23 protein-coding genes, 1 tRNA gene and 1 pseudogene are annotated in these 24,804 nt (G+C 43.0%); 11 read left to right on the forward strand and 14 right to left on the reverse strand.

The features are described from left to right. Positions 1–33 precede the first annotated feature (33 nt). Complete coding sequence (locus tag MSWHS_RS09465) at positions 34–1,371, reverse strand: DHHA1 domain-containing protein (protein ID WP_048127672.1); 1,338 nt, start codon at positions 1,369–1,371, stop codon at positions 34–36. A gap of 378 nt (positions 1,372–1,749) precedes the next feature. Here MSWHS_RS09465 and MSWHS_RS09470 point away from each other — a divergent pair. Next, positions 1,750–1,821, forward strand: a tRNA-Gly gene (locus MSWHS_RS09470). 392 nt (positions 1,822–2,213) lie between these two features. Here the strand turns inward: MSWHS_RS09470 and MSWHS_RS09475 are convergent. From MSWHS_RS09475 to purS, 3 genes are all read right to left on the reverse strand, one after another. Beyond that, complete coding sequence (locus tag MSWHS_RS09475) at positions 2,214–2,672, reverse strand: pyridoxamine 5'-phosphate oxidase family protein (RefSeq protein ID WP_048127670.1); 459 nt, start codon at positions 2,670–2,672, stop codon at positions 2,214–2,216. Positions 2,673–2,854: 182 nt separating this feature from the next. After that, positions 2,855–3,553: a phosphoribosylformylglycinamidine synthase I gene (gene purQ, locus MSWHS_RS09480; RefSeq protein ID WP_048127668.1), complete on the reverse strand. Its 699-nt coding sequence runs from the start codon at positions 3,551–3,553 to the stop codon at positions 2,855–2,857. A gap of 80 nt (positions 3,554–3,633) precedes the next feature. Next, complete coding sequence (gene purS, locus MSWHS_RS09485) at positions 3,634–3,885, reverse strand: phosphoribosylformylglycinamidine synthase subunit PurS (protein ID WP_048130327.1); 252 nt, start codon at positions 3,883–3,885, stop codon at positions 3,634–3,636. A gap of 564 nt (positions 3,886–4,449) precedes the next feature. Between purS and MSWHS_RS09490 the strand changes: the two genes are divergently transcribed. The 4 genes and pseudogenes from MSWHS_RS09490 (at position 4,450) to MSWHS_RS09500 (ending at position 7,946) form a co-directional block, all read left to right on the forward strand. After that, positions 4,450–6,009 carry an asparagine synthetase B gene (locus tag MSWHS_RS09490; RefSeq protein WP_231585365.1) on the forward strand — a complete coding sequence of 520 codons (1,560 nt, stop codon included), beginning with the start codon at positions 4,450–4,452 and terminating at the stop codon, positions 6,007–6,009. Between the two features lie 268 nt (positions 6,010–6,277). Beyond that, a pseudogene (locus MSWHS_RS20295) lies at positions 6,278–6,892 on the forward strand (right-handed parallel beta-helix repeat-containing protein); the annotation flags it as partial. A 6-nt stretch (positions 6,893–6,898) separates the two neighbouring features. After that, entirely contained in the window at positions 6,899–7,084 is a 186-nt protein-coding gene (locus tag MSWHS_RS21540) for a hypothetical protein (RefSeq protein ID WP_082088073.1), read from the forward strand. 73 nt (positions 7,085–7,157) lie between these two features. Next, on the forward strand, positions 7,158–7,946 hold the full coding sequence (locus MSWHS_RS09500) for an AAA family ATPase (RefSeq protein WP_082088072.1): 789 nt from the start codon (positions 7,158–7,160) through the stop codon (positions 7,944–7,946). Between the two features lie 77 nt (positions 7,947–8,023). Here MSWHS_RS09500 and MSWHS_RS09505 read toward each other — a convergent pair whose 3' ends face one another. The 3 genes from MSWHS_RS09505 to MSWHS_RS09515 all read right to left on the reverse strand — a co-directional run bounded on the left by MSWHS_RS09505 (position 8,024) and on the right by MSWHS_RS09515 (position 10,760). Further along, positions 8,024–8,599 carry a tetratricopeptide repeat protein gene (locus tag MSWHS_RS09505; protein ID WP_048127666.1) on the reverse strand — a complete coding sequence of 192 codons (576 nt, stop codon included), beginning with the start codon at positions 8,597–8,599 and terminating at the stop codon, positions 8,024–8,026. A 99-nt stretch (positions 8,600–8,698) separates the two neighbouring features. Continuing rightward, the gene (locus MSWHS_RS09510) at positions 8,699–9,874 is read right to left on the reverse strand and encodes a tetratricopeptide repeat protein (protein WP_082088071.1); all 1,176 of its coding nucleotides are present in this window, start codon (positions 9,872–9,874) and stop codon (positions 8,699–8,701) included. Between the two features lie 346 nt (positions 9,875–10,220). Continuing rightward, positions 10,221–10,760, reverse strand: a complete 540-nt coding sequence (locus MSWHS_RS09515; protein ID WP_048127664.1) for a PASTA domain-containing protein — start codon at positions 10,758–10,760, stop codon at positions 10,221–10,223. 361 nt (positions 10,761–11,121) lie between these two features. Here MSWHS_RS09515 and MSWHS_RS09520 point away from each other — a divergent pair, with 361 nt between their 5' ends. Continuing rightward, positions 11,122–11,841 (forward strand): DUF169 domain-containing protein, encoded by a 720-nt coding sequence (locus MSWHS_RS09520; RefSeq protein ID WP_048158967.1) that lies wholly within the window; start codon positions 11,122–11,124, stop codon positions 11,839–11,841. A 67-nt stretch (positions 11,842–11,908) separates the two neighbouring features. Here MSWHS_RS09520 and MSWHS_RS09525 read toward each other — a convergent pair whose 3' ends face one another. After that, positions 11,909–13,297: a tripartite tricarboxylate transporter permease gene (locus MSWHS_RS09525; RefSeq protein WP_048158968.1), complete on the reverse strand. Its 1,389-nt coding sequence runs from the start codon at positions 13,295–13,297 to the stop codon at positions 11,909–11,911. Positions 13,298–14,622: 1,325 nt separating this feature from the next. Between MSWHS_RS09525 and MSWHS_RS21995 the strand changes: the two genes are divergently transcribed. Then, entirely contained in the window at positions 14,623–14,754 is a 132-nt protein-coding gene (locus MSWHS_RS21995) for a hypothetical protein (protein ID WP_255350496.1), read from the forward strand. 403 nt (positions 14,755–15,157) lie between these two features. Here MSWHS_RS21995 and MSWHS_RS20305 read toward each other — a convergent pair whose 3' ends face one another. The 3 genes from MSWHS_RS20305 to MSWHS_RS09540 form a co-directional block, all read right to left on the reverse strand. Continuing rightward, entirely contained in the window at positions 15,158–15,304 is a 147-nt protein-coding gene (locus MSWHS_RS20305; protein WP_156148109.1) for a hypothetical protein, read from the reverse strand. Between the two features lie 624 nt (positions 15,305–15,928). Then, on the reverse strand, positions 15,929–16,264 hold the full coding sequence (gene tnpA, locus MSWHS_RS09535; protein WP_231585730.1) for an IS200/IS605 family transposase: 336 nt from the start codon (positions 16,262–16,264) through the stop codon (positions 15,929–15,931). 85 nt (positions 16,265–16,349) lie between these two features. Beyond that, positions 16,350–16,877 carry a pirin family protein gene (locus MSWHS_RS09540; RefSeq protein WP_052722675.1) on the reverse strand — a complete coding sequence of 176 codons (528 nt, stop codon included), beginning with the start codon at positions 16,875–16,877 and terminating at the stop codon, positions 16,350–16,352. A 268-nt stretch (positions 16,878–17,145) separates the two neighbouring features. Here MSWHS_RS09540 and MSWHS_RS09545 point away from each other — a divergent pair, with 268 nt between their 5' ends. Further along, positions 17,146–18,054, forward strand: coding sequence for a TIGR00269 family protein (locus MSWHS_RS09545; RefSeq protein WP_048127654.1), 909 nt, complete (start codon positions 17,146–17,148; stop codon positions 18,052–18,054). Between the two features lie 60 nt (positions 18,055–18,114). Here the strand turns inward: MSWHS_RS09545 and MSWHS_RS09550 are convergent, their stop codons facing one another. Further along, on the reverse strand, positions 18,115–19,125 hold the full coding sequence (locus tag MSWHS_RS09550; RefSeq protein WP_231585366.1) for a hypothetical protein: 1,011 nt from the start codon (positions 19,123–19,125) through the stop codon (positions 18,115–18,117). Between the two features lie 81 nt (positions 19,126–19,206). Here MSWHS_RS09550 and MSWHS_RS09555 point away from each other — a divergent pair, with 81 nt between their 5' ends. Beyond that, positions 19,207–19,716 carry a hypothetical protein gene (locus MSWHS_RS09555; RefSeq protein ID WP_052722676.1) on the forward strand — a complete coding sequence of 170 codons (510 nt, stop codon included), beginning with the start codon at positions 19,207–19,209 and terminating at the stop codon, positions 19,714–19,716. A 759-nt stretch (positions 19,717–20,475) separates the two neighbouring features. Here MSWHS_RS09555 and MSWHS_RS09560 read toward each other — a convergent pair. Together MSWHS_RS09560 and MSWHS_RS09565 are read right to left on the reverse strand one after the other, a co-directional pair. Continuing rightward, positions 20,476–21,150 (reverse strand): molybdenum cofactor guanylyltransferase, encoded by a 675-nt coding sequence (locus MSWHS_RS09560; protein ID WP_048158969.1) that lies wholly within the window; start codon positions 21,148–21,150, stop codon positions 20,476–20,478. Positions 21,151–21,305: 155 nt separating this feature from the next. Continuing rightward, on the reverse strand, positions 21,306–22,142 hold the full coding sequence (locus MSWHS_RS09565; RefSeq protein WP_048127650.1) for a molybdopterin synthase: 837 nt from the start codon (positions 22,140–22,142) through the stop codon (positions 21,306–21,308). A 342-nt stretch (positions 22,143–22,484) separates the two neighbouring features. On the opposite strand from MSWHS_RS09565, the gene radC reads away from it, so the two are divergent. Then, entirely contained in the window at positions 22,485–23,174 is a 690-nt protein-coding gene (gene radC, locus MSWHS_RS09570) for a DNA repair protein RadC (RefSeq protein WP_048130319.1), read from the forward strand. A gap of 686 nt (positions 23,175–23,860) precedes the next feature. Further along, the gene (gene mmp11 / locus MSWHS_RS09580; protein WP_197074071.1) at positions 23,861–24,796 is read left to right on the forward strand and encodes a methanogenesis marker protein 11; all 936 of its coding nucleotides are present in this window, start codon (positions 23,861–23,863) and stop codon (positions 24,794–24,796) included. Positions 24,797–24,804 lie beyond the last annotated feature (8 nt).

Consider the following 24,804-nt stretch of genomic DNA (forward strand, 5'->3'; position numbering starts at 1 on the left):
ATTTACTTTTATTTGCTATTGTTTTCTTTGCCTTTACTTTGCCTTCCCACTGGTGTTTTTCCTGAGCTGGTCTCCTATTATCTGGTCTACGATATTCAGGAACTCCTCCGCACTTCCTAATGGAATTGAGGCTCCGGATGCGACACTGTGTCCGCCTCCGCTTCCGCCGACTGCGCCTGCAGCTTCCCTGAGGGCAAAGGCAAGGTCAAGACCTTTTGATACAAGTTCACGGGTACCCCTAGCAGAAACCTTCAGGATTCCCTCGGATTCGTTTACACAGATGAAAGGGAATTCGGGATGAAGGTATCTGACTACAGTTGTGGCAAGGCTTCCTGTGGAAAGGGTATCAACCGTGTTGATATACCAGATATTTCCCCCTTTGCGAATTTTTCCCACATTTTCCCGGACATCCACGGCAAGGTTCTTTTCATGTTCCTTTGTAAGGGTGAGGGCTTCATCAACAATAGTTGAGTCTTTAAGGCAAAGAGCCAGGGCAAGCCCGTAAACCTTCTGCTTCCCGCAGGTATTAAGAATGGAGATGAAATCATAGACATTGTGCACCAGTTCCAGATTAAGCAGAAAGGTATCTCCGATGACAGCTTCAATTGCTTCGGGACTTGCCTGTTTGACAAGTTTCAGGGCAATGGCACTGGCAAGTTTTGTTATCTCTTCCGCAGACAGGTCTTCAATGTTTCCGGATAGCCCTAGCTGGTTTAAGAATTCCGCTGCTTTTTCCGGGTAACCGGTTACATCCAGAAAAGGTTCTGTGCTGTACGCGAGCACATCCGCAAGGTTTCCGTCCCCTACCTTCAGCCCTTTCCTGATTGACACAACTCCTGCTTTCAGGGCTTCTTCCAGAATAAAGGCATTGGCAGTTTGGAAAAGCTGCCTATCTCCAACTGCCCCTGCAATTGCCAGCCCTGCAAGGTCGATGTTTCCGGTCCCGAGTTCTCTGGCTACAAGATAGCACGTGCCGGAAGCCGAGATGTCTGTTGCCCCGTCGATTCCTACCATATGGGCGTTTACCACGGCTTTTGCGGGGGAATGCCCTACTGGCTGGTGATGGTCAATCACCACGACGTCAGCCGCCACCTTGCCTATAAGCTCAGGTTGTCCACTGCCCATATCACAGAAAATGACCAGGTCTCCCTGAGAGATACCACTGTTCACTTCTTCAATCACAGCCCCGTCTAGTTTTCCTGCTATTGAAAGCTGGAAACCGATGCCTGCCCTTAGCAGGGCCTGAGCCATAATTCCGGCTGAAGTCAGCCCATCAGCATCATTATGTGAAACTATGCGCACAAATCTATGCTTCCGGATTTTATCGGCTGCATTTTTTGCAAGGTTAATCAGTTTTTCAAGCTCGCTCAAAACCCATCACTCATAAAATTCAATATAAAAGTAAGAAGACAAGTACAGAGATCGATATATTATAGAGATATATAATACTTAGTTGCCAGCTCACGAAAGATGCCATCTATACTGGCTTGATAATATAAAACACAATTCCCCACAATTGTACAGGGAATAGATTCTAATCAAAGAATTAAGAATAAGGAAAAGAAATACAGTAAAAGCAAAAAGAACATACCTGACAGGCAAATGGAAAACCAATACTGTCGGAACTAAAACGGGATTTTTTTCCTGGACCAGGACATACAAAAGGACATACAAAATCTCTCCCGGGGTCAACTTAATTAATAAGAAATTATATAGTTAAAAAAGCGATGGGCACCCTGCCAACCTTGTACATCAGTAGTGTAGCGGTCATCACCGGGCGTTGCCAACGCTCGAACCCGGGTTCGAATCCCGGCTGATGTATATTTATTATTCAATTAAGGTATTTCAGTCTCAATTTTCTTTCTTTTTTCAGGGCTGCCAGACAAGCTGGCGAAGGCGCTTATATTTACTTATAAATTAAAAAGTGGCTTCCGAACTTAAGGAAAGTATTCTCTCATCCCGTGGACATTTTTTCAGCTTATTGTTTCTCGTTGTTGCGGGGTCGTTTTCTCGGTTGTTTTTGATCTGGGTGGAAGGCGGGCTCAGGCCCAGCGCGACGCAGGGAGAAAAAACTGAGATTTCTCTATCTAGCCCCGAAGAGGTATGCTAATTATCAGATAAGGCAACAAAAGGTTTATTGTTAAATTTTCATGTTTACAGTACTTTACAGTAAACTCTTCATTGAAGGCTTTAACAATTAAGAGAAAAGCAGATTAAAACCCGCTTTCTTTCCCGGTCATCGTCTCAATCTCGATCTTAATCACACACAGCCTGTTAACCTTCCACTCTTCAAACTCAAACAGCCCCTTTTTTCCGTAATGTTCCGAAAGCACGGTAAGCCCCTCGACTTTTTCATTGTAATCTTCCAGGAACTTTGCCTGCCCGTGCCCGATGACACTCCTGTAGCGGACGTTATAATTGCAGGGGTCGTCAGCAGTGATCACTTCGGTTTCGATGTTGGCTTCGAAACAGACCCAGGGGTTCTTTTTAAGAATCTCGATTTTCCTGCCCTCCCGGGAGCTGTGGAGATAGATAGCGTTTTTCTTATAGCCAAAGGACATGGGGACGATATAGGGGGTTTCTGAATCGGAAAGGGCGAGACAGAGGTATTTTGCAGTTGAAAGGACGGCTTCTATTTGCTGTGAATCCTGAATTACTTTCTGGCTTCCCATTATTTTCACCTTGAAGAAACTGGTTGGTTGTCCCTGGTTACACGGAACAGGAGATATAACAAAAGATCATATCGGAATAATACCAACCAATTAACCAGGGAGCACCTGAAAAATAGAAAACTGGACAAAAAAAGTTTGAGTTAGCAGAAAACTGAACTCAATTTAAAGAAATAAAAAGTGGATTAAAAGTTTTCAGTAATATAATCCGCCATGGACTCAAAAACCCTTCTTCCGTCATCCGAACCGAGGATTGATTCGGAAGCTCTTTCTGGATGGGGCATGAGACCAAGAATGTTTCTTGAAGCGTTTACTATTCCTGCAATGTTTTCCAGAGAACCGTTTGGGTTGGCTTCATCTGTTACTCTTCCTTTCTCATCTACGTAACGGAAAACGACCTGCTCGTTTTTGTCAAGCTCTTCAAGGGCCGGCTCTTCAGCAAAGAACTTGCCTTCCATATGGGCAATGGGCATCCTTATCACCTCGCCGTTCCTGAACCTCGAGGTAAAGGGAGTATCAGTTGTCTCGACCCTGAGATTGGTCCAGTGGCACCTGAATTTCGGATATTCGTTTGTAGTAAGAGCTCCTTTGAGCAGCCGGGCTTCGGTCAGCACCTGGAAACCGTTGCAGATCCCAAGCACAGGTTTTCCTTCGGATGCTATTTTTTTTACGGAATCCATAATCGGAGTTCGGGCTGCAATAGCCCCTGCCCTGAGGTAATCTCCATAGGAAAAGCCGCCCGGAACAACGACTCCGTCAAATCCGGCCAGGTTTTCTTCTTTGTACCAGACAGTTTCGGCATCCACACCAACCACGTCTTTAAGGACATATTGGACATCCATGTCGCAGTTTGTGCCCCCGAACTGAATAATGGCAATCTTCATCTTTTTCCCTCAATCTTCCTTTAGTATTTTTAAAACATTTTGTTTTCTGGATTTTCAATCCATTTGTTCCCGGGGAAACCTCAGTTAAGTTCCTTGAGCTTTATAGTATAGTTGTGGATGATTGGGTTTGCAATAAGCTTCTGGCACATCTCATCAACTTTCTGCTCCGCAACTTCGGCAGATTCGGCTTCGAGGACGATTTCGTATAGTTTTGCGGTCTTTACGCTTTCAACTGCATATCCAAGGTGCCCGAGAGCTCTTTTAGCTGTGGTGCCTTCAGGGTCAAGCATGCCTGCTTTCTGCTCAATAGTTATTGTTGCCTGGTACTGCATCTTTGTAAGCCTCAATTTTGAATTTAAAATTAATCGGAATTCCACCTGCTTTTCGGTAGCCTGAATGCGGCATCAGGTGAAAGAGAAGGTGAACTTTAAGGTAAACAATTTCCGGTCTGCACCATAATAATTATAAGATGCTTAAAAACATTGCGTATATTGGAAGACATAGATAAAAAACTTCCTTTATAACAGGCAAAAGTGACATAAAAAGTGCAAATACTAAAAAATAGAAAAACCGGTACGAATGAGAATAAAAAAGGCTGTTTTCAGGGTAAGGTGAAGTATTTCTTATCCCGAGGTATTTTCATAGTATCAATTATTCTTAATTGCAGCACTGGCTTGAAGATTCTTTTTTACTAACATGGTTGGATGGCCTGGATCCCATGCTGCGCAGGGAGAAAATACTGAAAGCTTTCTTCCCGGACCCCGAATTGATCAACCAGTTAATCAGGGACCACAACATTTTTTGACCAGGGATTTTTAACCTGCATTGGCAACACATTTTTCCGGATCGATCTACTTCACGGACAATGTCCCATCTTCAGACCGTTTGGAGATGCATTGCCAGAAGATTGCAAAATAATAAATACAGGGCTGCGCTCGTGTATACCGGACAGAAAGGACAGGAAAAAAGGTGTAATCATGTGCGGAATAGCAGGAGTTTTCGGAACCCCTGACAGTAATATGGAAGTAAAGAGGATGCTTGCAGTTCTGGGACACAGGGGACCTGATGCCTGCGGGACCTATACGGCAGGAAACCTGAGCATAGGAAATACCCTTCTAAAAATAACAGGAGATATGCCCCAGCCGCTTACAGGGAAAGGAGCTCTCGTACTCAATGGAGAGTTATTCAATTTTCGCGAGCTTGCAGCTGAGAAAGGGATAAAAACCGATTCCGATACAGAACTTCTTTTTTCACTTCTAGAAACCAGGGTAAAGGAAGGAAGTACACCAATAGATGCTGTCTGCTCCACACTTTCTAAAGTAAACGGGGACTATGCCCTTGCATATGCCTGCGGAGGAGAACTTGTACTTGCAAGGGACCCTTCAGGAGTGAAGCCCCTTTATTACTGCTCCGGAAAAGGAGCAGAAAAGCCAGAAATAGCCTTTGCCTCCGAAAAAAAAGCCCTTGCTTTTATCGGCAGAAAAGCAAAGTCCTTTCCTCAGGGAGGGATTCTGGGTTTCAATACCGAAAACGGGAAAGTCACAGAAAAAACCCCTGAAGGATACCTGAAGAGAAAATCCCCTGAGAAGAGAATTTACGCCGAAAAAAAGGCTTTATTTCACCTGAAAACAGCCCTTGAAAAGGCTGTGGAACTCAGGCTTACCCCGGCTGCGGGAATTGCATTTTCAGGGGGTATTGACAGTACCTTTTTAGCAGCCCTTGCAAAATGTCTTGATCCTGAGATCCCCCTTTATGCGGTTGGGCTTCCGGATTCTCACGACGTTGCTCAGGCAGAGAGTGCAGCTGAAGCTATCGGAATGAAGAGAAACCTGAAAGTCCATTTCCTTTCCCCCGAAGAAATAGAGGCAGCAGTCCCTCAGGTAATTTATGCAACCGAATCTACTGACCCGATGACTGTGGCAATAGGGCTTCCTCTCTACATAGTTGCAAAAACTGCAAGAGAAGATGGAAAACGAGTCCTTCTGACCGGACAGGGGGCAGATGAACTCTTTGGAGGATACAGGAGGCATGAGGAGTTTCTCGAAAAGGGGGCTGAGGTACTCGACAGGGAGATTTACTCGGACCTTGAAAACATCTCAAAAATTAACCTTGAAAGGGACGATATGGTTACAATGGCCAATTCTGTGGAACTCAGGGTGCCCTTCCTGGATAAAGAAGTAATAAAAACCGGGCTTGCAATAAGCCCGGAGCTTAAGGTACTGAAAAAAGACGGCTTTTATACACGAAAATATATTCTCAGAAAGGCGGCAGAAGGTCTGATCCCTCCGGAAATTCTCTGGAAAAAGAAAAAAGCAATGCAGTACGGGACAGGAGTACAGAAGGTGATCGACCGGCTTGCCAGGGATTCGGGCTTTTCTAAAAAGCAGGGGGAGCACATAGAAAGATACCTTATGCAAATTGCTTCGAAAAAGGACTCCGGGTTTATAAATAAATGAGAAGCAATTGAGAGGTTGTAACAGTTAGCTTCGTTCAAAAAATTTTATTTTTTATGCTATATATCTATGAATAAAGCTGATCGACAACGCAGGCTGGGCTGCCGCAAAATCCCTCAACCAGTAGATGAGCAGTTCGGGAAATAACAACATTACGATAAGAGGTTTCGAAGTTGACGGAAAACATGACAAAAACACCGACGTCGCCAGAGGTAAAAACTACTATAACGTGATTTACTTTATTCATTGCAACGATGTAAAAGTATATGATATGTACATACACGACGAGCATGGAGACGGGCTGAGGATAAAATATGGAGAAAATGTTCAGTTTTACAATAACACGGTATATAAACTAGGGCATGACGGCATGTTTGCAATCGAGTGCACGAATGTAGAAGCCTGGAACAATACGATAACCTGCAGGACAAATACCGGGCTCAGGATATGGACACGAACCCGAATATTGACTGGGTCGGGCGGTATCGTAGCAAGCGGATTCCATGATATCCTTATTGAAAACAACGTGTTTGACGGCGTATACCAACCATGTTGCCGTTGTCCTCATGTATTCTGCAGACACTTCGACAGACTTTTACCAAAAGGCACGGGATACACAACTACTGTCAGCAATAACATCATTACAAACACCCTGCAGTGAGTAAAAGATCCTGCCGAGACAGGGTACGGGGTAACTAACTACCTTTCGGGAACCCACACCCTTGTACTGGAAAACAGCTGTTTCTACAACAACACAGAAGGGAACTATAAAAATGCAACATCGGCATCTGATATCTATCTGGACCCCTTCTTTGCTGACCTCGAAAATCATGATTATCACCTCAGGTCAACAGCCGGCTGCCGGGACGGGAGTGAATGGGTAAAGGATAGTGTGAACGTAAGGCGCGGAAACACTACGTATGTGTCCCTATCAGGGACTCCCCTGAACCGCCTCCGGAATTTCTGGTTCGTCTTCAGGGTTCATACTTACCTTCAGAACGCATTCCGGAGCGTAGAGCAGGAAATAATAAATACCTGTGTTCCTAATGTTTTGAAAAAAGCCGGCACAAATGAGTAAGTATAAACAGTTTGAGAGTTATATTCGAGTAGAAAATTATTACATTTGATTTATAACCAAAATTTAAGGGGGAATTCAAATAAAAATAGCAATTACCGGAAAAGGCGGTGTTGGAAAAACTACCCTCTCAGGCACTCTGGCAAGATTGCTTGCAAGAGACGGATACGAAGTCCTGGCAATAGATGCAGACCCGGATATGAACCTGGCATCTTCCCTAGGGATCGAAAACCCCCCAACGCCCCTTGTTGATTTCAAAGACCTCATTCAGGAAAGGGCAGGTACCGAAGGCGGGGCTTTTATCTATAACCCAAAAGTGGACGACATTGCAGGCAAATACGGAGTAATAGGGCCTGACGGAGTCAGGATGCTTGTAATGGGTACTGTGGATAAGGGAGGAAGTGGGTGCATGTGTCCGGCATCAGCCTTCCTCAGGGCTCTTCTAAGGCACCTGATGCTTAAGGAAAAGAGTGCAGTTATCCTGGACATGGAAGCCGGAATCGAGCATCTGGGAAGAGGTACCACACGCGGAATGGACCTTATGATTGTGGTGGTGGAGCCGGGAGCCCGGTCCCTTGAAACAGCCGAAAGGATTAAAAAACTCTCTTCCGAGATTGGGATAAAACATATTGCTGCCGTAATTAACAAAGGAGGCGCTGGAAAAGTCAACGCCAGGCTTGAAGAGCTTGGCATTTCGGTGCTTGGAGAAATTCCTTTTGACCAGCAGTTAATGCAGGCTGACCTGGAAAAAAGGGCACCTATTGAAATCGGCGGTGAAGCTGTTAATTCCATAGTGAAAATCAAAGAAAAACTCATAGAAACCGTTGAAGAAATCAAAAAAGAAAACGAGGCTAGTAAAAAATAAAGGCTGAAACACAGCCCCTTCAATTTTTTCTAATTATTTCCTGATTTTTTCCTGTAAATTTTTTGTATTTTTCAGGCTCAATTAAAGTTGCTGTCCGGAGAATCCGTTAGAGTCCCCTTTTTATAAATAAGCCCCAAGAGCCTCAGCTTTTTCTCCCTGATAAGGGTGTCAGTAGGGTCTATTTCCAGAGCTCTGTCGTAAGCTTCCATAGCCTCTCCGTATCTTCCAAGATTTTCCAGAACCGAACCTTTCTGGTACCAGGAGAAGACATCCTCGGAGTTGACCTTAAGGACTTCATCATAGCACTCTATGGCTTTTTCAAAATCCTTTAAGTTATTGTAGGCAAAACCCTTGAGGCACTTTATTCCCAGGTGATCAGGATTGAGTTCTAGAGCCTTATTATAACATTCAAGAGCTTCCTCGGACCTTCCCATTCTATCCAGGACAAAACCTTTCTGGATCCAGGAATCAAGGTACATGGGGTCCAGATTTAAGGCTTTATCATAGAGCTTAAGTTTGTCTTCATAATTATCAGCCTCACCTGCTGTGATAAGGAGCTGTCTGGGATCCTCGGTTTCTTCAGTTTTTCCTGCCGCTTCCAGCTCCTTTTGTTTTATCTTAGCACTTTCTGTGGTATTTATTTCCTCTACCATATCGGAATCCTCCGTTTTCAGATAAAGATTTATTCGGACCCTTTTCGAATTCGAATTATACTGACTAAAAAAAAGACACAGTTTTATTCCGAAAAAAGGTTATCGAGCGTTCTGGTTTTTTTGCCGGCTGATTCTAGAAAGGATTTCGGTCTTGATTTCAAGAGCAGGAACAAAACCCGGTTTCAGTTCGAGAGCTCTGTTACAGCTTTGCAGAGCTTCTTCTTGTTTGTTCAGTTCTGAAAGGACAAGCCCCTTGCCTGCCCAGAGGCTGGGATCTTCCGGGGCAGACTGAAGAGCCGTGTCGTATGCTGCCAGAGCCTCCTCAAATCTTCCCATCCTGGAAAACAGACTGCTGATACATTTAAGGGCTTCCATATAATCATGCCTTATTTTGAGGGCTGAACTGTATGCTTCAAGAGCTTCTTCTTTCCGGTCAAGTGCAGAAAGGATTGCACCTTTTCCTGCCCAGGCTTCGGCATATTTAGGTTTTCTCCTGAGCACTTTTTCGTAGCATTCGAGAGCTTCTTCAAGCCTGCCAAGCCTGGCAAGGACAACTCCTTTATTGTCCCATACAATTTCAAAAGCCGGTTCAAGCTCAATTACCCTATCATAAGCATCTATTGCTTCCTCAAGCCGGCCCATTTCCGAGAGAAGTACACCCCTGTTGTACCAGACTCTGAAATCATCAGGGACTATTTCAAGCACCTGCTCTAGAAGTTGCAGGGCAGTTTCAAACCTTTTTGTGTTATATATCAGCATGGCTTTTTGAAAGAGCGCTGTGGCGTTCAGAGAGTCTTTTTCAAGCATCTCAGTGCAGGCCTGAAGTTCGTTGAAGAAAGGGAGGGAAGCATAAAGGTCCCTTACAGCCAGAAAAAGAGGCAGGATTTCATACTTTTTTCCACCAGTTGTCAAGGTTTTTGTTCCGGGATCGTATGAAAAAACCGCTGGTTCTTGCAGGGCACTTTTCATTTCATTATATTCAAGAGTGTTTTCAATACTTCCAAGCACTGTCTCCAGTTCAGATAGAGATCTGGGGGAAATAGGAGAGTCATTGGCTATGGAAAAGATGGACCTGAGATGCTTTCTGTGTTTTTTGTTATTTTTATTCCAGAGAATGGTTGAAATCCGGCTGCATGCAGCGAAAAATTCATTAAGACAAACGTACAGGTTCCTGTTCCCTGCGCTATTTAAATTTTCGAAACTCCTGAGTGCAACATTACACTGCTCCCGGAGTTCCGGAAGAAATATATCATATTCAGAATCAAGTCTTTTCATTCGTACCAAATCCTCTTATTAATACCAGATCCTCTCATCAGTACCAGATCCTCTCATCAGTACCAGATCCTCTCATCAGTACCAGATCCTCTCATCAGTACCAGATCCTCTCATCAGTACCAGATCCTCTCATCAGTACCAGATCCTCTCATCAGTACCAGATCCTCTCATCAGTACCAGATCCTCTCATCAGTACCAGATCCTCTCATCAGTACCAGATCCTCTCATCAGTACCAGATCCTCTCATCAGTACCAGATCCTCTCATCAGTGCTCTTTCATTCTGTTCATAATAGTTTTCTATATTTGTGTTCAGGAACCTGCAAGCTTGAGGGCAGACCCCTGTTCTCAGTGCCTTGAATATGGGCATAAAAGGGCGTTCTGGCTCAGATCAGGCTTAAAATTCCCTTTTTTTGCCACGACCAGATTTACGGCTGACCCTCTTTCAACGAACATTCCACCCTTTGGTTTCTGCTGGATAACATCTCCGAAATGTACACCTACTACAAAAATACTCTTTTCTACAATATTACCGGCACGCAGCCCCGCTTCTTCTAGCTTTTTAATAGCCTGTTCCAGAGGTAACCTTATAACAAGGGGCACTTCAACTTCTTTTTTCTTAGATTCAGTATCCGGTATTTCTGTACCAGGTACTTCTGGACTGAGTGCTTCTGAACCGGGTACGTCCGGAATGTTGCTTTTATTCTCTTCTCCCAGAACCTCTTCAAGAAGCTCGATGGCTCCACTGATCCTGAGGAGCACTTCTTTCAGGTTTTTCTTCCTGTTTTCAAGTTCCACAAGTTTTATCTCGATATCTTGGAGAATTTTCTGGCCTGACTCATATTCAGCCCTGAGTTCTACCAAACGCTGTTCAAGTTGTGCTTTCATTGTCTTGTAAACCCCGCTTCATGATTCATTGCTTCCAATTAAGCCAAAATCAGGCTTTGGCCTTAATTTCAGTTTTCTTTCTAAACAGTTTCTTTTAAATTAAGTAGTTTTGTTTTTTATTCAATCCTTTTATTTCATTCGATCATTTTATTTTATTTCATCTATAATTTCAATCCAATACATTTTAAGTTTTATATTTTCGCTCATCAGTAAAGGATCTCATGAATGTTATATAATGAGTGTTATGCAGCTTTATATACGTTCAGAAAAGTATACAGAAAAAAACTGAAAAGAATCATTGCTTCTGATTTCTATATAAACCTTAAACCTTACACTATCTTTGAAATAAGGAGTCATCTGGATGGAAACAGTAAATTCCGAGCAAATTAACGAGATAAATGAGTACGGTAAAGAAATAATCGAATTGCTTCAACTGGAAACTTCACCAGTAGCAGTAGCCCTGGTTCCGAAAGGCGCTGAAATTCCGGAAGGGATACCACGGATCAAAGGGAAAATGAAACACTGCGAGATAGTGGACCATACACGCAAAACAAAAGAAGAGTTTTATGCCGTTCTTGAAGATCAGGCCTGTAAAGGAGGAGCTGCAGCAATGGGGCTTGGGCACATGCCTCCCAAACTGGCAAGCGGGGAGTTCTATTACGACAAACTGAAGCATTTTAAGACCCTGGAAGCTTCGAAAAAGACTCTTGAAAGAGTCCCCATGCTTGAGGCTGAATCCACTCAGGCAACCCTTTATGCACCTCTTGAAAGTGTAACCTTCGTGCCCGATGTTATTGTGATAATCTGTTCCCCTAAACAGATGATGCTCCTGACCCAGGCAGCCCTCTACAATGAGGGAGGGCGAATTGAAACCGAATTTGCAGGCAAGCAGAGCATCTGTTCCGATGCTGTTGCCAAGCCCTATCTTACAGGCAAAATGGGAATAACAGTCGGCTGTACGGGCAGCAGGACATATACGGGTATTCAGGAGTCAGAACTGACGGTTGGCATTCCCGTAAAAATGCTGAAGGATCTGGTAGAAGGGCTAAGGGCAATTGTAGGAAAAGCTCCTGCGCATTGATAAACAGAGGAAGATGCAGATGGTTACGGAGAGTTAAAGCTCCGTTTCGTCAACTATTCCCTCCCCTTTAAAAGAAATAAAGAATTACAGGCAGTAAAATAACTCCCATTGCATGGGATTTCCTGACTTTCATAAAAGACGGAAGCATGCCAATGGGGGTAGAAATTACAAAGAGGAAGAGCCCAAAAACCCCTGTAAAAAGAAAGACCGTTATTGCAAGCCCTGCAAGAACCCCGGTACAGAGTTTTGTGTAGTCAAATTTTTGGAGTATGTAGTGGGCATTATTCCCTATCCAGATCGTGGAAAAGTACGAAAACAGGGCGGTCAGCAGGATCGCGGCAAAAAAGAGCAGGATTACCTGAAAACCAAGTGACCCGATACCCAGGATTTCATTCACGGCAGCCATTGCCCCGCTCCGGGTCTTTCCTATAACCAGGAGGGCTACCAGCCCGAAAATAGCATTTGAAGTATTTACCCCGGAAACCGAGACAATGAATTCCTTTGAGCTTTCAAGAGTCTGGGGGTCTGCATAGGGGTCTGAAAAAAGAGAGGATTTTTGCCCTCCGGGCACAGGTTCAGAGCTTTCTTTTTTTATGGACATTCTGTCGAAGTCAGACTTTACAAAGAGCCCTGCCAGAAGGGCAGCAATAGCAGAAGAAACCCCGGGCAGCCAGGCTACAAGGGAACCTGCGGTGCTGCCAGTAAAGACTCCTCTCAGGATTCTTTTTCGGGAAAGTTCAAATTTAGAAACGGATTCTTCGGGAATCTCGGAGCTTGTGAGGAGGCTTATAATGAGCTGGGATGCCCCGAAAAGACCGCTGAGGAGAGGGAGGAGCACGGATGCCTGCCCGAGGCTTATAACAGGGACCAGATAATTTTCTCTTGAAAAAGCAAAGAGCCCCAGAGCTCCTGTGATCAAAAACAGGAAGAGAGCAAAAGCTCTGGACCTGTATTTTGCAAGTGAGCCCTGCCCCTTTGCCTCCCCACCTTTCTCACTCGCAAGCATGATAACTACAATCGTTAACAAGACCCATGCCATATACTCTTGCAGGTAAGGGTAAACAGCCCCGAAGAAAAGGGAAAAAGGTAATACAAAAAGCATGGATGCAACCACCGAGCCTGCACTTCCGAGTGCAGAGAGACGTACCGCTTCTGCTCCTGTGCCTTCAAGTAAAAGCCTGTGCCCCGGAAGAACTGCAAGTGCCGTGTCTCCGTCAGGTGCCCCCAAAAACACAGACGGAATAATGTCGTGAAAAGTATGCGAGACAGCATTTGAGAGGATTATAAGGGCAATGTAAAAAGGGGCAACTCCCCTCTCAGCCAGAAAAGGGGCAAAAGCTACAAGTGCAAGTGCAAAATTGTTTGTATGTATGCCAGGCAAAAGCCCTGAAAATATGCCAAGCAGGTAACCTACAAGCACAGAAAAAAAGATCAAGAACAAAGAAACGTCTTCCACTCAACCGGCACCCCATAAAATAATTATTTCATAATTGGACCCACTTCACCACATATTTCAAACACTTACTATTAATTTCACCACATTTACTATTAATACTTAATCTTGCTACGAAATACATTTTGTTTCATAGATGACCGGTTGAAGTCTAAATTTGAAGTCTAAATTTGAAGTCTAAATTTGAAGCCTGATACTGTTTATTCGCAATTGAAAGAAATATTAAAACAGAGAATAAATCCGAAATAAAGAGAAAAATTCAGAATAAATAAATATAAACCCACTTTCCGCAGTAAATTTTTGCATATTCACAATTTTTCTTGCTATCGATTTTCAATAAAACGTGGATTTATTGGACTTTTATGCAGGAGGTAAAGCAGTTATATGGTGTATCATAAAGACAAAAAAACGATATCATTCAATTTTCACCAGGTTCCATTAAAAGTCCAAATTAATTTAATTTGTTTCAAAAATGCTATCAGGGAAAATATTGATTTTTGAAAAAATACTGCGAGGGAAAATATTGATTTTTGAAAAAATACTGCGGAATGTGGGATAAAGATAACAAAATGAATAACTATAAACTTACTTTCGGCAGGTCGACATTATAAATTAGAATATTTTTTCCGATACCGTTTTAGAACTTTAAACAACTATTTATTAAATTTAAAGCTGGTTAACGTGTGACCCAACTCTCAAGACCTATATAAGCACTGAATCATTTTTTCATTAAAGTTTAGTATGATAGATTAATAATTGGTCATATGTAAACCTAACAACTACACACAATTATGGGGCATCATTTCAAAATCGCCATCAACAAAAATTATCAAAAATTAAATGTCGACCTGCCGAAGGTAAGATAAAGAAAATAGACCGGGAATAAGAAAAAGAGAACAGAACCACAGAAAGGGACAAAAAAGAAAACAGAACAGAAAAAATAGAACAGAAAAAGAAAACGAAAAGAAAACGAAAAAAAGAAAACGAAAAGGTAACTTAAGTAAATTTGATTTGAATTTAAATTTAAGTCAATAATTTAAAACCTGATATTATAAATAAATTTCCCTTGGAATAATGTCCCTTTACTGGACGGATGGCTTTCCGACAGAAAATATTAAATAAAGAATTTGCCTGTACGGACAATTTTAGCTTATCTATACGATAACCCACTTGAAAATTTTGAAAGCGCTTTATTACATCAAAGAAAAAGAAAAATCATTTCCACTTATGTTTTATATCTAACAGTTATATTATGTAATGTAGTCCTAAATGCCAATATTGAATGGGGTTCATGAGAGCATTTAGCAAAAAACAGCAGATCAGGGTAAATGAGGTTCGCCATTCCTCAATCCTGCTTTGCCAACCCGGAACCCCGCCCGGATGAGGTGACTATTGAGGTTTTTTGCCATTCCTCGGTCCCCGGCACCGGGAGAGGTTTCAAATACGGAAGCCGGAAATGAGGTTCGCCATTCCTCAACCGGCCCCCGCAGATATCAGAACAACGGAGAAGTGGGAGGCAAATCCCTCTCTAAAACTATTTTTCCTCTCACTTCCATCCTGTTCTCTAAGAAGTTGCCTTAAAATTCAAACCATTTCTACATTTGGATAGTGGTCATTGCTGGCTTTAAATTCAGACTGTAAATTTATTACATCAGGCTCACTCACTCGATGTATGAAAGCAAATACATTAGACATCATGGTTAAAATTTATACTTTAGACATTTAACAGTTTAATGACACCGTTTTTCAGTTCAAATGATAATTACTGTCATCATTGTAAAATCAAATTTAATTTCAAGACACGCTCTAAACTATCTCACTCGATTCTTGCGCCCTTTCGGTCAGTCTTCGTTTTGCTTCCTTTTATCTTCCTCTCTGCCTTTTATCTCCCTCTCTACTTACTTCTGCCTCTCCTGACTCTCCCCTGCCTGGATGATCCACTATCATATCACTTCCTCTCCCTGGCTGTATTTCTTTCCTATCGCTTCCCCTTCCCGGTCGATTATGCATTTTCTCATCTCCTCTTTTCAGTCTTTTTGCTTTTTTCCGTTAATTTTTCCGATCTTATTTTCAGCTATTTTCACCTTTTTGCCTGTGTTTCCGCTTCCTGCGGGGGAACATCAATAAGGACAAATTCTACAGGTGCACCGGAAGAAACAGCTTCCATATGGATAGCCTGTTCCAGGTACGAGCCTGGTCTCCCGGTCCGATTCTCTGACTATTTACAGAGAGCTCACCTGCAGAAATGTAAATGAAGATACGACGGTTCTCCTATGGTGTGAACTACCCCACCCTGCTTTCTGATGAAAGCGAGGACGGAACTTCCTTCGAGTGATTACGTCACCTGGATATTTGCATAATGAAAGTATCCATCTATAATCCTGTTTGTCGAAGATTATCAGAATCTTTCTGATAGCTTGTCCGCAAAGCATTTTGTGATAAGAATCGCTTCATGATGTTGATAGCACTATTTCTATCTCTATCAATTACGTTTCAACAATCACATTTCATAATTCTTTCCCAAAGAGGCATGTCGCGTCTTTTCTTCAGTTGGATTGATCTTGATCTTCTTCGTCAGATGCATATTTGCCCTGGTTTTCCACATATCAGTATATCTAAGGTTACTTGCCCTGTTTATGCGATAAAATACGATCTTGACCAGAACATATCTTTCCATAACATAGTTTTATTTCTTGAAAATTTTTTGCGAACCTCCCTTGAAGTTATTGTCTTGATGGTGTTAATATACTTTGGAATATCAAGCGAAGGTTTTGCTGAAAATAATAAGTGAAAATGGTCTTTGTCACACTCTATATTCAGCACTTCAACATCGAATGTTTCACTTATGTTATGGATTTTTGTTTTGAGAAAATCAATTATCGGAGGATTCGTTAGATCTTTTCTTCTATATTTCACACACTGAATGAAATGAGAATGGAGTGAATACACAGAATGGCCCCTACAATTCATTTTATTCTGAATAGTTATAACTATATAGACATATCTATAAGTATAAATAAATATGTTACTGTTGTTTTGTAAAAGTTGATGGCTTTCATCCCCCACCTGTCGCTGCCGCTCTGAGGAAGGGGACTTCCCGCCTTAGAGTTAAACGATTTTTCCACCCGGATCCCTCGAATTTTTTCTGTAAGTATGCAGGTTCAAGGCTGTTTCCGGAAGGTAAAATCCAGATCTGGTAAAAATGCAGAGGTTCGTTTCCTGTGTTTATCTCAGAATGCTGTATTCCGGTACCTGCGGTAATGCACTGTACATCTCCTTTTCCAAGGAGTCCTCTATTCCCCATATTGTCTTCATGTGTTATCTCCCCTTCAAGCACAACCGATATAATTTCCATATCAGAGTGAGGGTGAGTTGAAAAAACTTTGCCCTGCTGGGCAGTGTCATCGTTAAAAACGCACAGGCTTTCAAACTGGACGTTATCCGGATCATAGTAATTTGAAGACGAAAAAAGCATGTAACTCTTCATCCATCCGGGATCCTCAAGATGCCTGGCTTCTGCCGGAATGATTCCTATTACAAAGAGGCCCCCTTTCCCATTTCCCCTGTAATTATTTGAATACATGAATAATAAGTAAGGTTTGATTGCTGAGAAGGATATACCTTTGGAAACATAGTTTAGGAATAAAGTTGAGGAAGCCTTCGGAAGTAGATATAAAAAATACTCCGGCTTCTCCAGAAGACATGTAATAAACCATATATACGAGGGGTCCCCTTCCTAAAAAAAGGATTTAAAAAGGATTTAAAAAGGATTTAAAAAGAATTTAAAAAGAATTAAAAAAGAATTAAAAAGGATTTAAAAAGAATTAAAAAGGATTTAAAAAGGATTTCAAATGACGATTAAATGTAAAAAATGTAATCATGAAGCTGTTATTTTTCAAAAATACTCCGGTATGCATCTCTGCAAAAGACATTTTATAGAGGATGTTGAGAGGAAAATCAAGCTGACAATCCGGAAAGAGTACAGCATCAGGAAAAATGATGTAATAGCCGTTGCTCTGAGCGGAGGAAAAGACAGCTCGGTTGCTCTCTATATAATTCATAAGATCCTGGGAGAAAGACCTGATATTCAGATCGTGGCAATTTCAGTCGATGAGGGCATACATGGATATCGTCCCCAATCCCTTGAACTTGCAAAACAGCTTACAGAAACACTTGGAGTCCGGCACATCATAAAGTCTTTTAAAGATGAACATGGGGTTACAATGGACGAACTGGCTGTAATGGATCGGGAGAAAGGCACATGCAGCTACTGCGGAGTTCTCAGAAACAGCATCCTTAACAGGACAGCGCTTGAAATAGGGGCAACGAAACTGGTAACAGGGCACAACCTGGATGATGAAGCCCAGACCATTCTCCTCAACCACTTCAGGGGAGATATGGAACGAATGGTCAGGCTTTCTCCTTCTGCAGCAATCGAAGGGCTCGTAATGAGGGCAAAACCCCTGCGGAATATTCCTGAAAAGGAAGTGGCACTCTATGCCCTGATAAACTCCCTGCCTGTGGACTTCAGCGAGTGTCCGTATGCAGGAGAAGCTCTTCGAGGGGAAATCAGGGAACTGTTGAACAGTTTTGAGACAAAGCATCCGGGCACCAAGTATTCCCTTCTCCGCGGCTTTGACAAGCTCGTAGGAGCCCTTGCAAAGGAGCTTCCTCCTGCAAAAATCGATAAGTGCAGAATCTGCGGGGACACCTGTACTGAAGATCTCTGCCAGGCGTGTAAACTGCTTGGAAGGACCTGAAAAAAAGCAGAAAAGAAATGAAAGCAGAAAAGAAATAGAAAAAAGTGTTGGTTTCAGGATTTAGAATCCATCAAGATTAGAAAGCAGGTCATAATGGTTATAGAGATCCCTCCCCTCCCCGGCCAGGTAGAGACGAGTCCATAGGACAGCAGTAAGTGGCTGCAGTACAAGCAGCGGGACGATATATGTAATGCCTAAGACCAGAGTGTTTTGTGAACCCAGATACTCCCCGACGATACTATTGACGAAAGCCAGCCCGATGACAATTATCCAGATCAAGAAAACATCGAGTTTATTCCTCATGAAAAACCTGTAGCCTGTTTTTAGAGCACCAAGAGGGTCAAGTTCGTCGATTACGAGAGCGTAAGGGGCAAGGGAAAGTACGATATTTACAACTATGATATAGATTCCCCATACAAGGATTCCTATAGCGAGTGTGCCCATACTCTCCACAGATGCCTCCGGATTCTGTATCAGACCGCTCAGGTCCCCGATTGTAAGGGCTCCAGGCACTATGAAGACAATGCCCGCAAGAAGCATGACGGTGACCAGCAGGTTTGTGAGGAAAAGCCTGAAAGCGTTTTTCGAACCGGATTTGACCATATCGGATAGTACGGTATCCCCGGTCTCAGAAGCTTTTTTTGCCATCCCGATTGCCCCTGCTGTGAAAAATGCCTGTAAGAACATGCCAAGCAGGGAAAAAACGATAATTGCTAGCACCGAGACTGCCATATTGTCCCTAACCCCTGTCCAGATCATGTTATAAAGTTCTGCGGGAGGGAGAGTAGAAAGATCAACTACGCTTCCTGTGTTTGAGGCAAAGAACAAGAACCCCATTAAGCCAAAGAAAAAGAAATAAAGAATCAAACTAACAAAAAAATTAAGGATAAATGGAATACAAATGTTTAAATTCCTGGTCCAGGTCTTGAAGCCTCTATTAAGTGTTATTTCAAAATCTTCATACATGTGAAATGACCTTCCGCTTATAAAGCAGTGGTCCTGCCTGCCTCCTGAAATTCCGCCTTTACTGATTATAAAAATCGGGCTGGTATGAAGGCTCACAGATACCATTTTCGCATACATATGCAGAAGATAAATATATAATCTCTTATTCAGGTAAAAACTAAATAAACAAACGCAGTAAATGATTCCATGAAAAAACTTGAATATTATAATACCTCTCCGGCCCCCAAAGAATCCAAAGCAAACGACACCATGGATGAAATTGTTGTCGTTGGCCACTGCCTGCTTAACCCCCTTGCAAGGATCAAAGGCGTAAAGCCGGCAACCCCTGTTGACGCAAGAGGAATAAACGTGATCCAACTCCCCTGCCCCGAAGCCATGTACTTCGGAATGAGGCGCCGGGAAATCACGAAAGACCAGCTCGAACACCCTTCCTACAGGCGCTTCTGCCGGAAAATCTTCACCCCCCTTGCAGACCTCCTAGAAGACCTCGCAACAAACGGCACAAACATCAGGATAATCGGCATCCCAAAAAGCCCCTCCTGCGCCGTGGAAATCACAAGCGTCGGCGGCGAGCCCGGAAAAGTAAAAGAATTCCACCACAGCCATGCCCCGGGACCGGGTGTGTTTATGGAAGAGATTGTAAAAGAGCTTGAAAGGCGCGGGGTTAAGTTTGAGATAGAGGATGCCCACCAGTAAAGAAATTGAGTAAAAATTTCCGTAGGAAAAGTAAGATTCAGTTTTAATTCAGTAAGCCAGAACCACCAGATTGAATCGGGTCTAAAAACCCCGGGCTCTCACCGGTATTCGTAAATGACCGGCTTTCTCATAATGAAGCATAAACAAAGATGTAAAAACCTGAAGATACCAGTTCCTTTTGAAAAAAAGGTTAATTGCTTCATTGAAATCAAATCCGCATCCTGCCACGCTGGGTTTCAACATAATGACCCCCTTCACTATAAATCGAGGCATAACTGAACGCGACAGAAATCATATTCGATGAAAAACTTTAGGACTCCTGTAGAATAAAAATCAAAATCAAAATTTGGCTCTGGAACTGCTAAAAGGTCAGGAAGAAATCACACGTTAACCAGCTTTAAACATAAAAAATAGTTATCTAATGCTCTAAAACGGTATCGTAAAAAATATTCAAATATCTAATGTCGACCTGCCGAAAGTAAGATTAAGAAAATCAACTTTGCTATTATATCCAAGAAAAATTTAAGATAATATTTCAGCAGCTATCCAGAGATAAAACCTGCATAAAAAAATAATTGAAACTAAAAAGTAGAGAGGGTTGTCAGCTAAATAATTTTCTATTTTGTAACATAAATTACGGAAAAGCCGCGCAAAGCGCGGGAAATGAACGGTTTGAGGCATCCCAATCATCCGAGGCAATGCGAATCAGGCTATTTAGGGAATTAGAAAATAGATCAACAACGTTTTACCGGAATTTTATTATAATTTCGCTTTTTCCACCGCAGATTCGATCATACTTTCAAGATCTTCAACCGTATTGATATTCGCAAAAGTCCTAAGTTCAGGATCAAGTACCTGAATTTCCGATATTTTTACAAAAATAACATCAGGCATTTCGAAAACCGGCGTAAGCACTGAATGTTTACCTCTTTCAAAGGCTTTTTCAATTTTGGGAATCAGTTTTCTGGAATAAACTGCATGCAGAGACTCAAACATTCTCTCCTTCCACCTCGGGAGAGCAACGTCATGTCCCTCAGCTTTTTCAAACAGCAGGTCTACAACCCTAATATTTACAAAAGGCATATCTCCGGCGCAGACAAAAGAGTATTCTGATCTGGATTCAAGCAGTCCTGCCCGGATACCTTCAAGGGGGCCGGCATCCTCTATGGAATCAAAACAGAAACGGATTTCACGGGAAGGGAATTTTTCAAGCACCGGGAGGAGTTTTTCTTTCTGGGAACTGTCGCGGACCGAGAGGATTACCTCGTCTACAACCTTGAAAAGGTTTTCAAGCAGACGTTCGAGGATGGTTTTTCCTTCAAATTCGAGGAGGGCTTTTTCGACCATGCCCATCCGGCGACCCCTGCCTCCTGCCAGAATGATTGCGCTTCTGGTTTTTGTTCTCCCCGGTTTAAGTTCTGTTTTTCCGCTCATTCAATTTCCGTCCCGATTTTTGCTGCTCTTAGCTTCTTTTTTTTAATCGGCTCTTCTTCTTTTCTTTTCTTCTCTTCTATTCATCTCTTCAATTCTTCTCTTCTATTCTTCTCTTCTATTTTTATTTTCTTCTTTTCCTGTTACATTTTTTGTATTCAGGTGTGTTCCCTGTCGTGGACCCAGAACTCTTCTTTTTCCGTAAACTCCTTTTTCCAGATGGGAGCTTCGGCTTTTACCCTCTCGATAGCTTCACTGAGGGCTGGGAAGAGTTCGGTTCTGTGGGCGGATGCGATGACGATGTAGACTATGTCTTCTCCGGCTTCGATGACGCCGGTTTTGTGGTGAATAAAAACTTCGAGGATGCCTTCTTTTTGCTTGATTTCCTCGCGGATTTTGTCAAGGACCTTTGAGGCTTCGGGCTCGTATTTCTCAAACTCGAGCCTGGCTGTCTTTTCCTCTCCTGCAAGCTCGCGGACGATACCGGTAAAGGTGCCGATTGCTCCTGCTTGCTGGATAGCCGGGTTTTTCCGGGCTTTCTTTATAAGCGCGTCCAGAGTGTAGTGGTCAGGCTGGGCAAGGGTCATTCCGACCAGAGAGGCTGCCAGTTCCTCGTGTATATCGGAGTTTTCCGGAAGCTTCATGATGACATTAGAGACGCCTTCAAGGCCACCAAGTGCTATTTTTGGAAGCTTGCTGTCCTTAAACCCTTCCACAACCGCAAAATCAAGCCCCCGGTCGCAGAGCATATCAAGGGCATCTTCAAGGTCGGAGTCTCTGGAGAAGCTGACAAGTTCAGAGCCCGTGATCCCTATTACCATGTCTGCCCCTGCATCAAAGTGCCTGCCAGTATCTGTTTCCTCGGAGTTGAGACGCTGTTCTCCCATGTGCTTTACAGTACCTACTGTCCCAAACCCGGAAAGTTGCCGGACCAGGGCTGAAACAAGGGCTGTTTTCCCAGATTTCTTATACCCTACAACAGAAATGACCTTCATCAAAGAGCCTTATGGACTTCCCGGTATAAGTAAGGGTCGGCGCCTTTTACCCGGCTCGATTTAAATACAACTCTTTGTATGTCGGGGCATTGTTCATTTATTGTCAAAAACAATGGCGAGTCTGGATATATATAATTTTAATTGGACTTTATATGTAAAAACCTTCAAATATTAAAACGATCAATAGTAACTGTTTATAATATAATTGACTGTTAGCCCGAACAGTTACTGCCAATAAAGGCACAGATTCTACCAATAAGGGTACAGATTAGTGCTCTGTATACAGCAAACATGCCAGTCATGAGTATCTATTCGGTCAGGATGGAAGAGGGGGGATGGAATGTGGAAGTAACCAAAATAAGGATTCAGGATATTCCTGAGGAAGAGCGTCCCAGGGAACGGCTCATTAAGAACGGGCCGGAAGCCCTTTCAAACGCTGAACTGCTGGGAATAGTCCTGAGGACAGGGTCAAGGGAAGAGAATGTTGTTAGCCTGTGCGGCCGGATATTATCGGAATACAGCATCAAGCAACTTAGCCTTGCAAATGTTTCAAGGCTTACACAGGTCAAAGGGGTTGGAAAAGCAAAGGCTACCCAGATAGCTGCAGTTTTTGAACTTGCAAGGCGGCTTGAGACGTTTGTGGAAGAACCGAAACGGAAAATCTGTTCTCCGAAGGATGTCTATACTCTGATGTATCCTAAAATGCGGGAACAAAAAAAAGAAAAATTTATAACACTGTACCTTGATACAAAAAATCAGATCCTGAAAGAAGAAGTAGTATCCATAGGCAGCCTGAACGCCAGCATCGTGCACCCGCGCGAGGTTTTTAAGTTGGCTCTTCTTGAATCCTCAGCATCGGTGATCATGGTTCACAACCACCCCTCAGGAGACCCGAGCCCTAGCAGGGAGGACATAATGGTCACTGAAAAACTTGTTGAAGGAGGAAAGCTTCTTGGGATCGATATTCTTGACCATATCATCATAGGAGATGGCAGGTACGTGAGCCTCAAAGATGAGGGCTTTGTAAGGTAAAAATAAAAATAAACAATGTATCATTACATATGATTTTTTTAATGAGTATATGGCAAAAATGGCTACTTCGGATGGAATAATTCCTGGTTCTCCCGTATATTCTGCTGGTGTGGCCTTTCAAATAAAGTCGAAGCATCAGTTGTAGTTGCCCGCCGTGGGGGAGCGATCAGAGCATTTGATACCCTGAACAACTTATTATACAGTAAAGAAATGTTTCTTGCAGGCTCAAGCTACTGAGCATGGTTCACGGAAATGTCAAAGGAGAGGTCGAACAAGATCAGGAAGGCATCGAGAATCTGATGAATCTCGGGCAAAATATGGCATGGCTCTTGAAAAAAACTCATTGTAATTGAGATAAAACAGTTAGATACTTGTATTGTAAGATTCTTATACTCGAGCCCGGTTTACCCGGAAAAACTCTACCTTATTCAGGGTAAACCTTTACCTTATTCAGGGTAAACCTTTACCTTATTCAGGGTAAATCTTTACCTTATTCAGGGTAAACCTTTACCTTATTCAGGGTAAACCTTTACCTTATTCAGGGCAAACCTACGATACCTATATATATTTATAGGAAATGGGCTTTCCGATCAAACAAATTTATCCTCCCACTTTCTATCCCCTATAAAAAGGAGGTCTTCGGCATTACAAAACATATAAACGCCTGTGCACTGGATAATAGACAGATTGAGGAGATTACTCTGGACGACCCCTATACTGTACCTTACAGGGGCATTTATGCGGTCTGTGACGCGAAAAACGAGTACGCGGAGATTATGGAACACTCCAACTGCTACAGCGGAGCAGCCTGGTCCCTTTACCACTACGCAAAAGCTCCTCTTATCCTGAAAGCCCGTTCGACGGGAAATATGATACGCTATTTAATGAAAACCGGAACCTCAAAACTCGAACTCAAACCCTCGATTGCAGCCGCAGGCATAGAATCCGTGATCGTGCAGGGGGACGAAGTGGAGATCACCTATGCAGGGCTGGGAGGCGGAGGCGTTGGTGCAACCCGCTGCAGAGCACTTGCAGACGGAGTTCTGCGTTACAGGATTTCTGAATCAGGAGGAGAACGCTGTGCCAAGGGAACAGTTGTGGTTCCCCGCAGGGACCGCGTCCTTATAGGCATAGATGACACCGATTCAAAGGATGTAGGAGCCACCTGGACCCTGACCCATAACATCGCAAAGGAACTGGACTGCCAGGAAGCCGTTTATCTTTCCCATGCCCTTGTCCAGCTCTTTCCTGTTCCGGAAAAGACTCAGAACTGCATGTCAACGGTTTTGGAATTCGGCTGCGTGGACGAAAAAGCAAAGTCAAGGCTCATAGACTCTTTGAAAAAAGCCCTTAAAAAATACAGCGCATCCAGAGAAACAGGGCTTGTAGTACTATCTGATTTTTACGCAAAAGGGCTTTACTCATACAGCAACCGCTGCCGAACCGAAAGGGTCTCGAAGGCAGACGCCCTGCACTGCGCCGAAGAAAACAATGTGGAAGTCCTGCTTGACGGCAACGGGGTAATAGGCGCTCTTGCCGCCCTGCCCTGGTTCGCAAAACCCGAAGAATCCATTATTCCCGGAACAGAAATAAAGTCAATGAACATGGAAAAAACTGTTTAAAAACTGAT

It is taken from the genome of Methanosarcina sp. WWM596 (genome assembly GCF_000969965.1).
Lineage (GTDB): Archaea > Halobacteriota > Methanosarcinia > Methanosarcinales > Methanosarcinaceae > Methanosarcina.

Coding starts and splice junctions, on each gene's coding strand:
- purS (WP_048130327.1), bottom strand. CDS start 3,885: ATGCAGTACCAGGCAACAATAACTATTGAGCAGAAAGCAGGCATGCTT.
- MSWHS_RS09540 (WP_052722675.1), bottom strand. CDS start 16,877: ATGTATTCAAATAATTACAGGGGAAATGGGAAAGGGGGCCTCTTTGTA.
- MSWHS_RS09515 (WP_048127664.1), bottom strand. CDS start 10,760: ATGAAAGCACAACTTGAACAGCGTTTGGTAGAACTCAGGGCTGAATAT.
- MSWHS_RS09560 (WP_048158969.1), bottom strand. CDS start 21,150: ATGAGCGGAAAAACAGAACTTAAACCGGGGAGAACAAAAACCAGAAGC.
- purQ (WP_048127668.1), bottom strand. CDS start 3,553: ATGAAGATTGCCATTATTCAGTTCGGGGGCACAAACTGCGACATGGAT.
- MSWHS_RS09520 (WP_048158967.1), top strand. CDS start 11,122: ATGGAAACAGTAAATTCCGAGCAAATTAACGAGATAAATGAGTACGGT.
- MSWHS_RS09545 (WP_048127654.1), top strand. CDS start 17,146: ATGACGATTAAATGTAAAAAATGTAATCATGAAGCTGTTATTTTTCAA.
- MSWHS_RS09555 (WP_052722676.1), top strand. CDS start 19,207: ATGAAAAAACTTGAATATTATAATACCTCTCCGGCCCCCAAAGAATCC.
- MSWHS_RS09550 (WP_231585366.1), bottom strand. CDS start 19,125: ATGGTATCTGTGAGCCTTCATACCAGCCCGATTTTTATAATCAGTAAA.
- tnpA (WP_231585730.1), bottom strand. CDS start 16,264: ATGAATTGTAGGGGCCATTCTGTGTATTCACTCCATTCTCATTTCATT.
- MSWHS_RS21995 (WP_255350496.1), top strand. CDS start 14,623: ATGAGGTTCGCCATTCCTCAATCCTGCTTTGCCAACCCGGAACCCCGC.
- MSWHS_RS09505 (WP_048127666.1), bottom strand. CDS start 8,599: ATGGTAGAGGAAATAAATACCACAGAAAGTGCTAAGATAAAACAAAAG.
- MSWHS_RS09510 (WP_082088071.1), bottom strand. CDS start 9,874: ATGAAAAGACTTGATTCTGAATATGATATATTTCTTCCGGAACTCCGG.
- MSWHS_RS20305 (WP_156148109.1), bottom strand. CDS start 15,304: ATGCATAATCGACCGGGAAGGGGAAGCGATAGGAAAGAAATACAGCCA.
- MSWHS_RS09565 (WP_048127650.1), bottom strand. CDS start 22,142: ATGAAGGTCATTTCTGTTGTAGGGTATAAGAAATCTGGGAAAACAGCC.
- MSWHS_RS09475 (WP_048127670.1), bottom strand. CDS start 2,672: ATGGGAAGCCAGAAAGTAATTCAGGATTCACAGCAAATAGAAGCCGTC.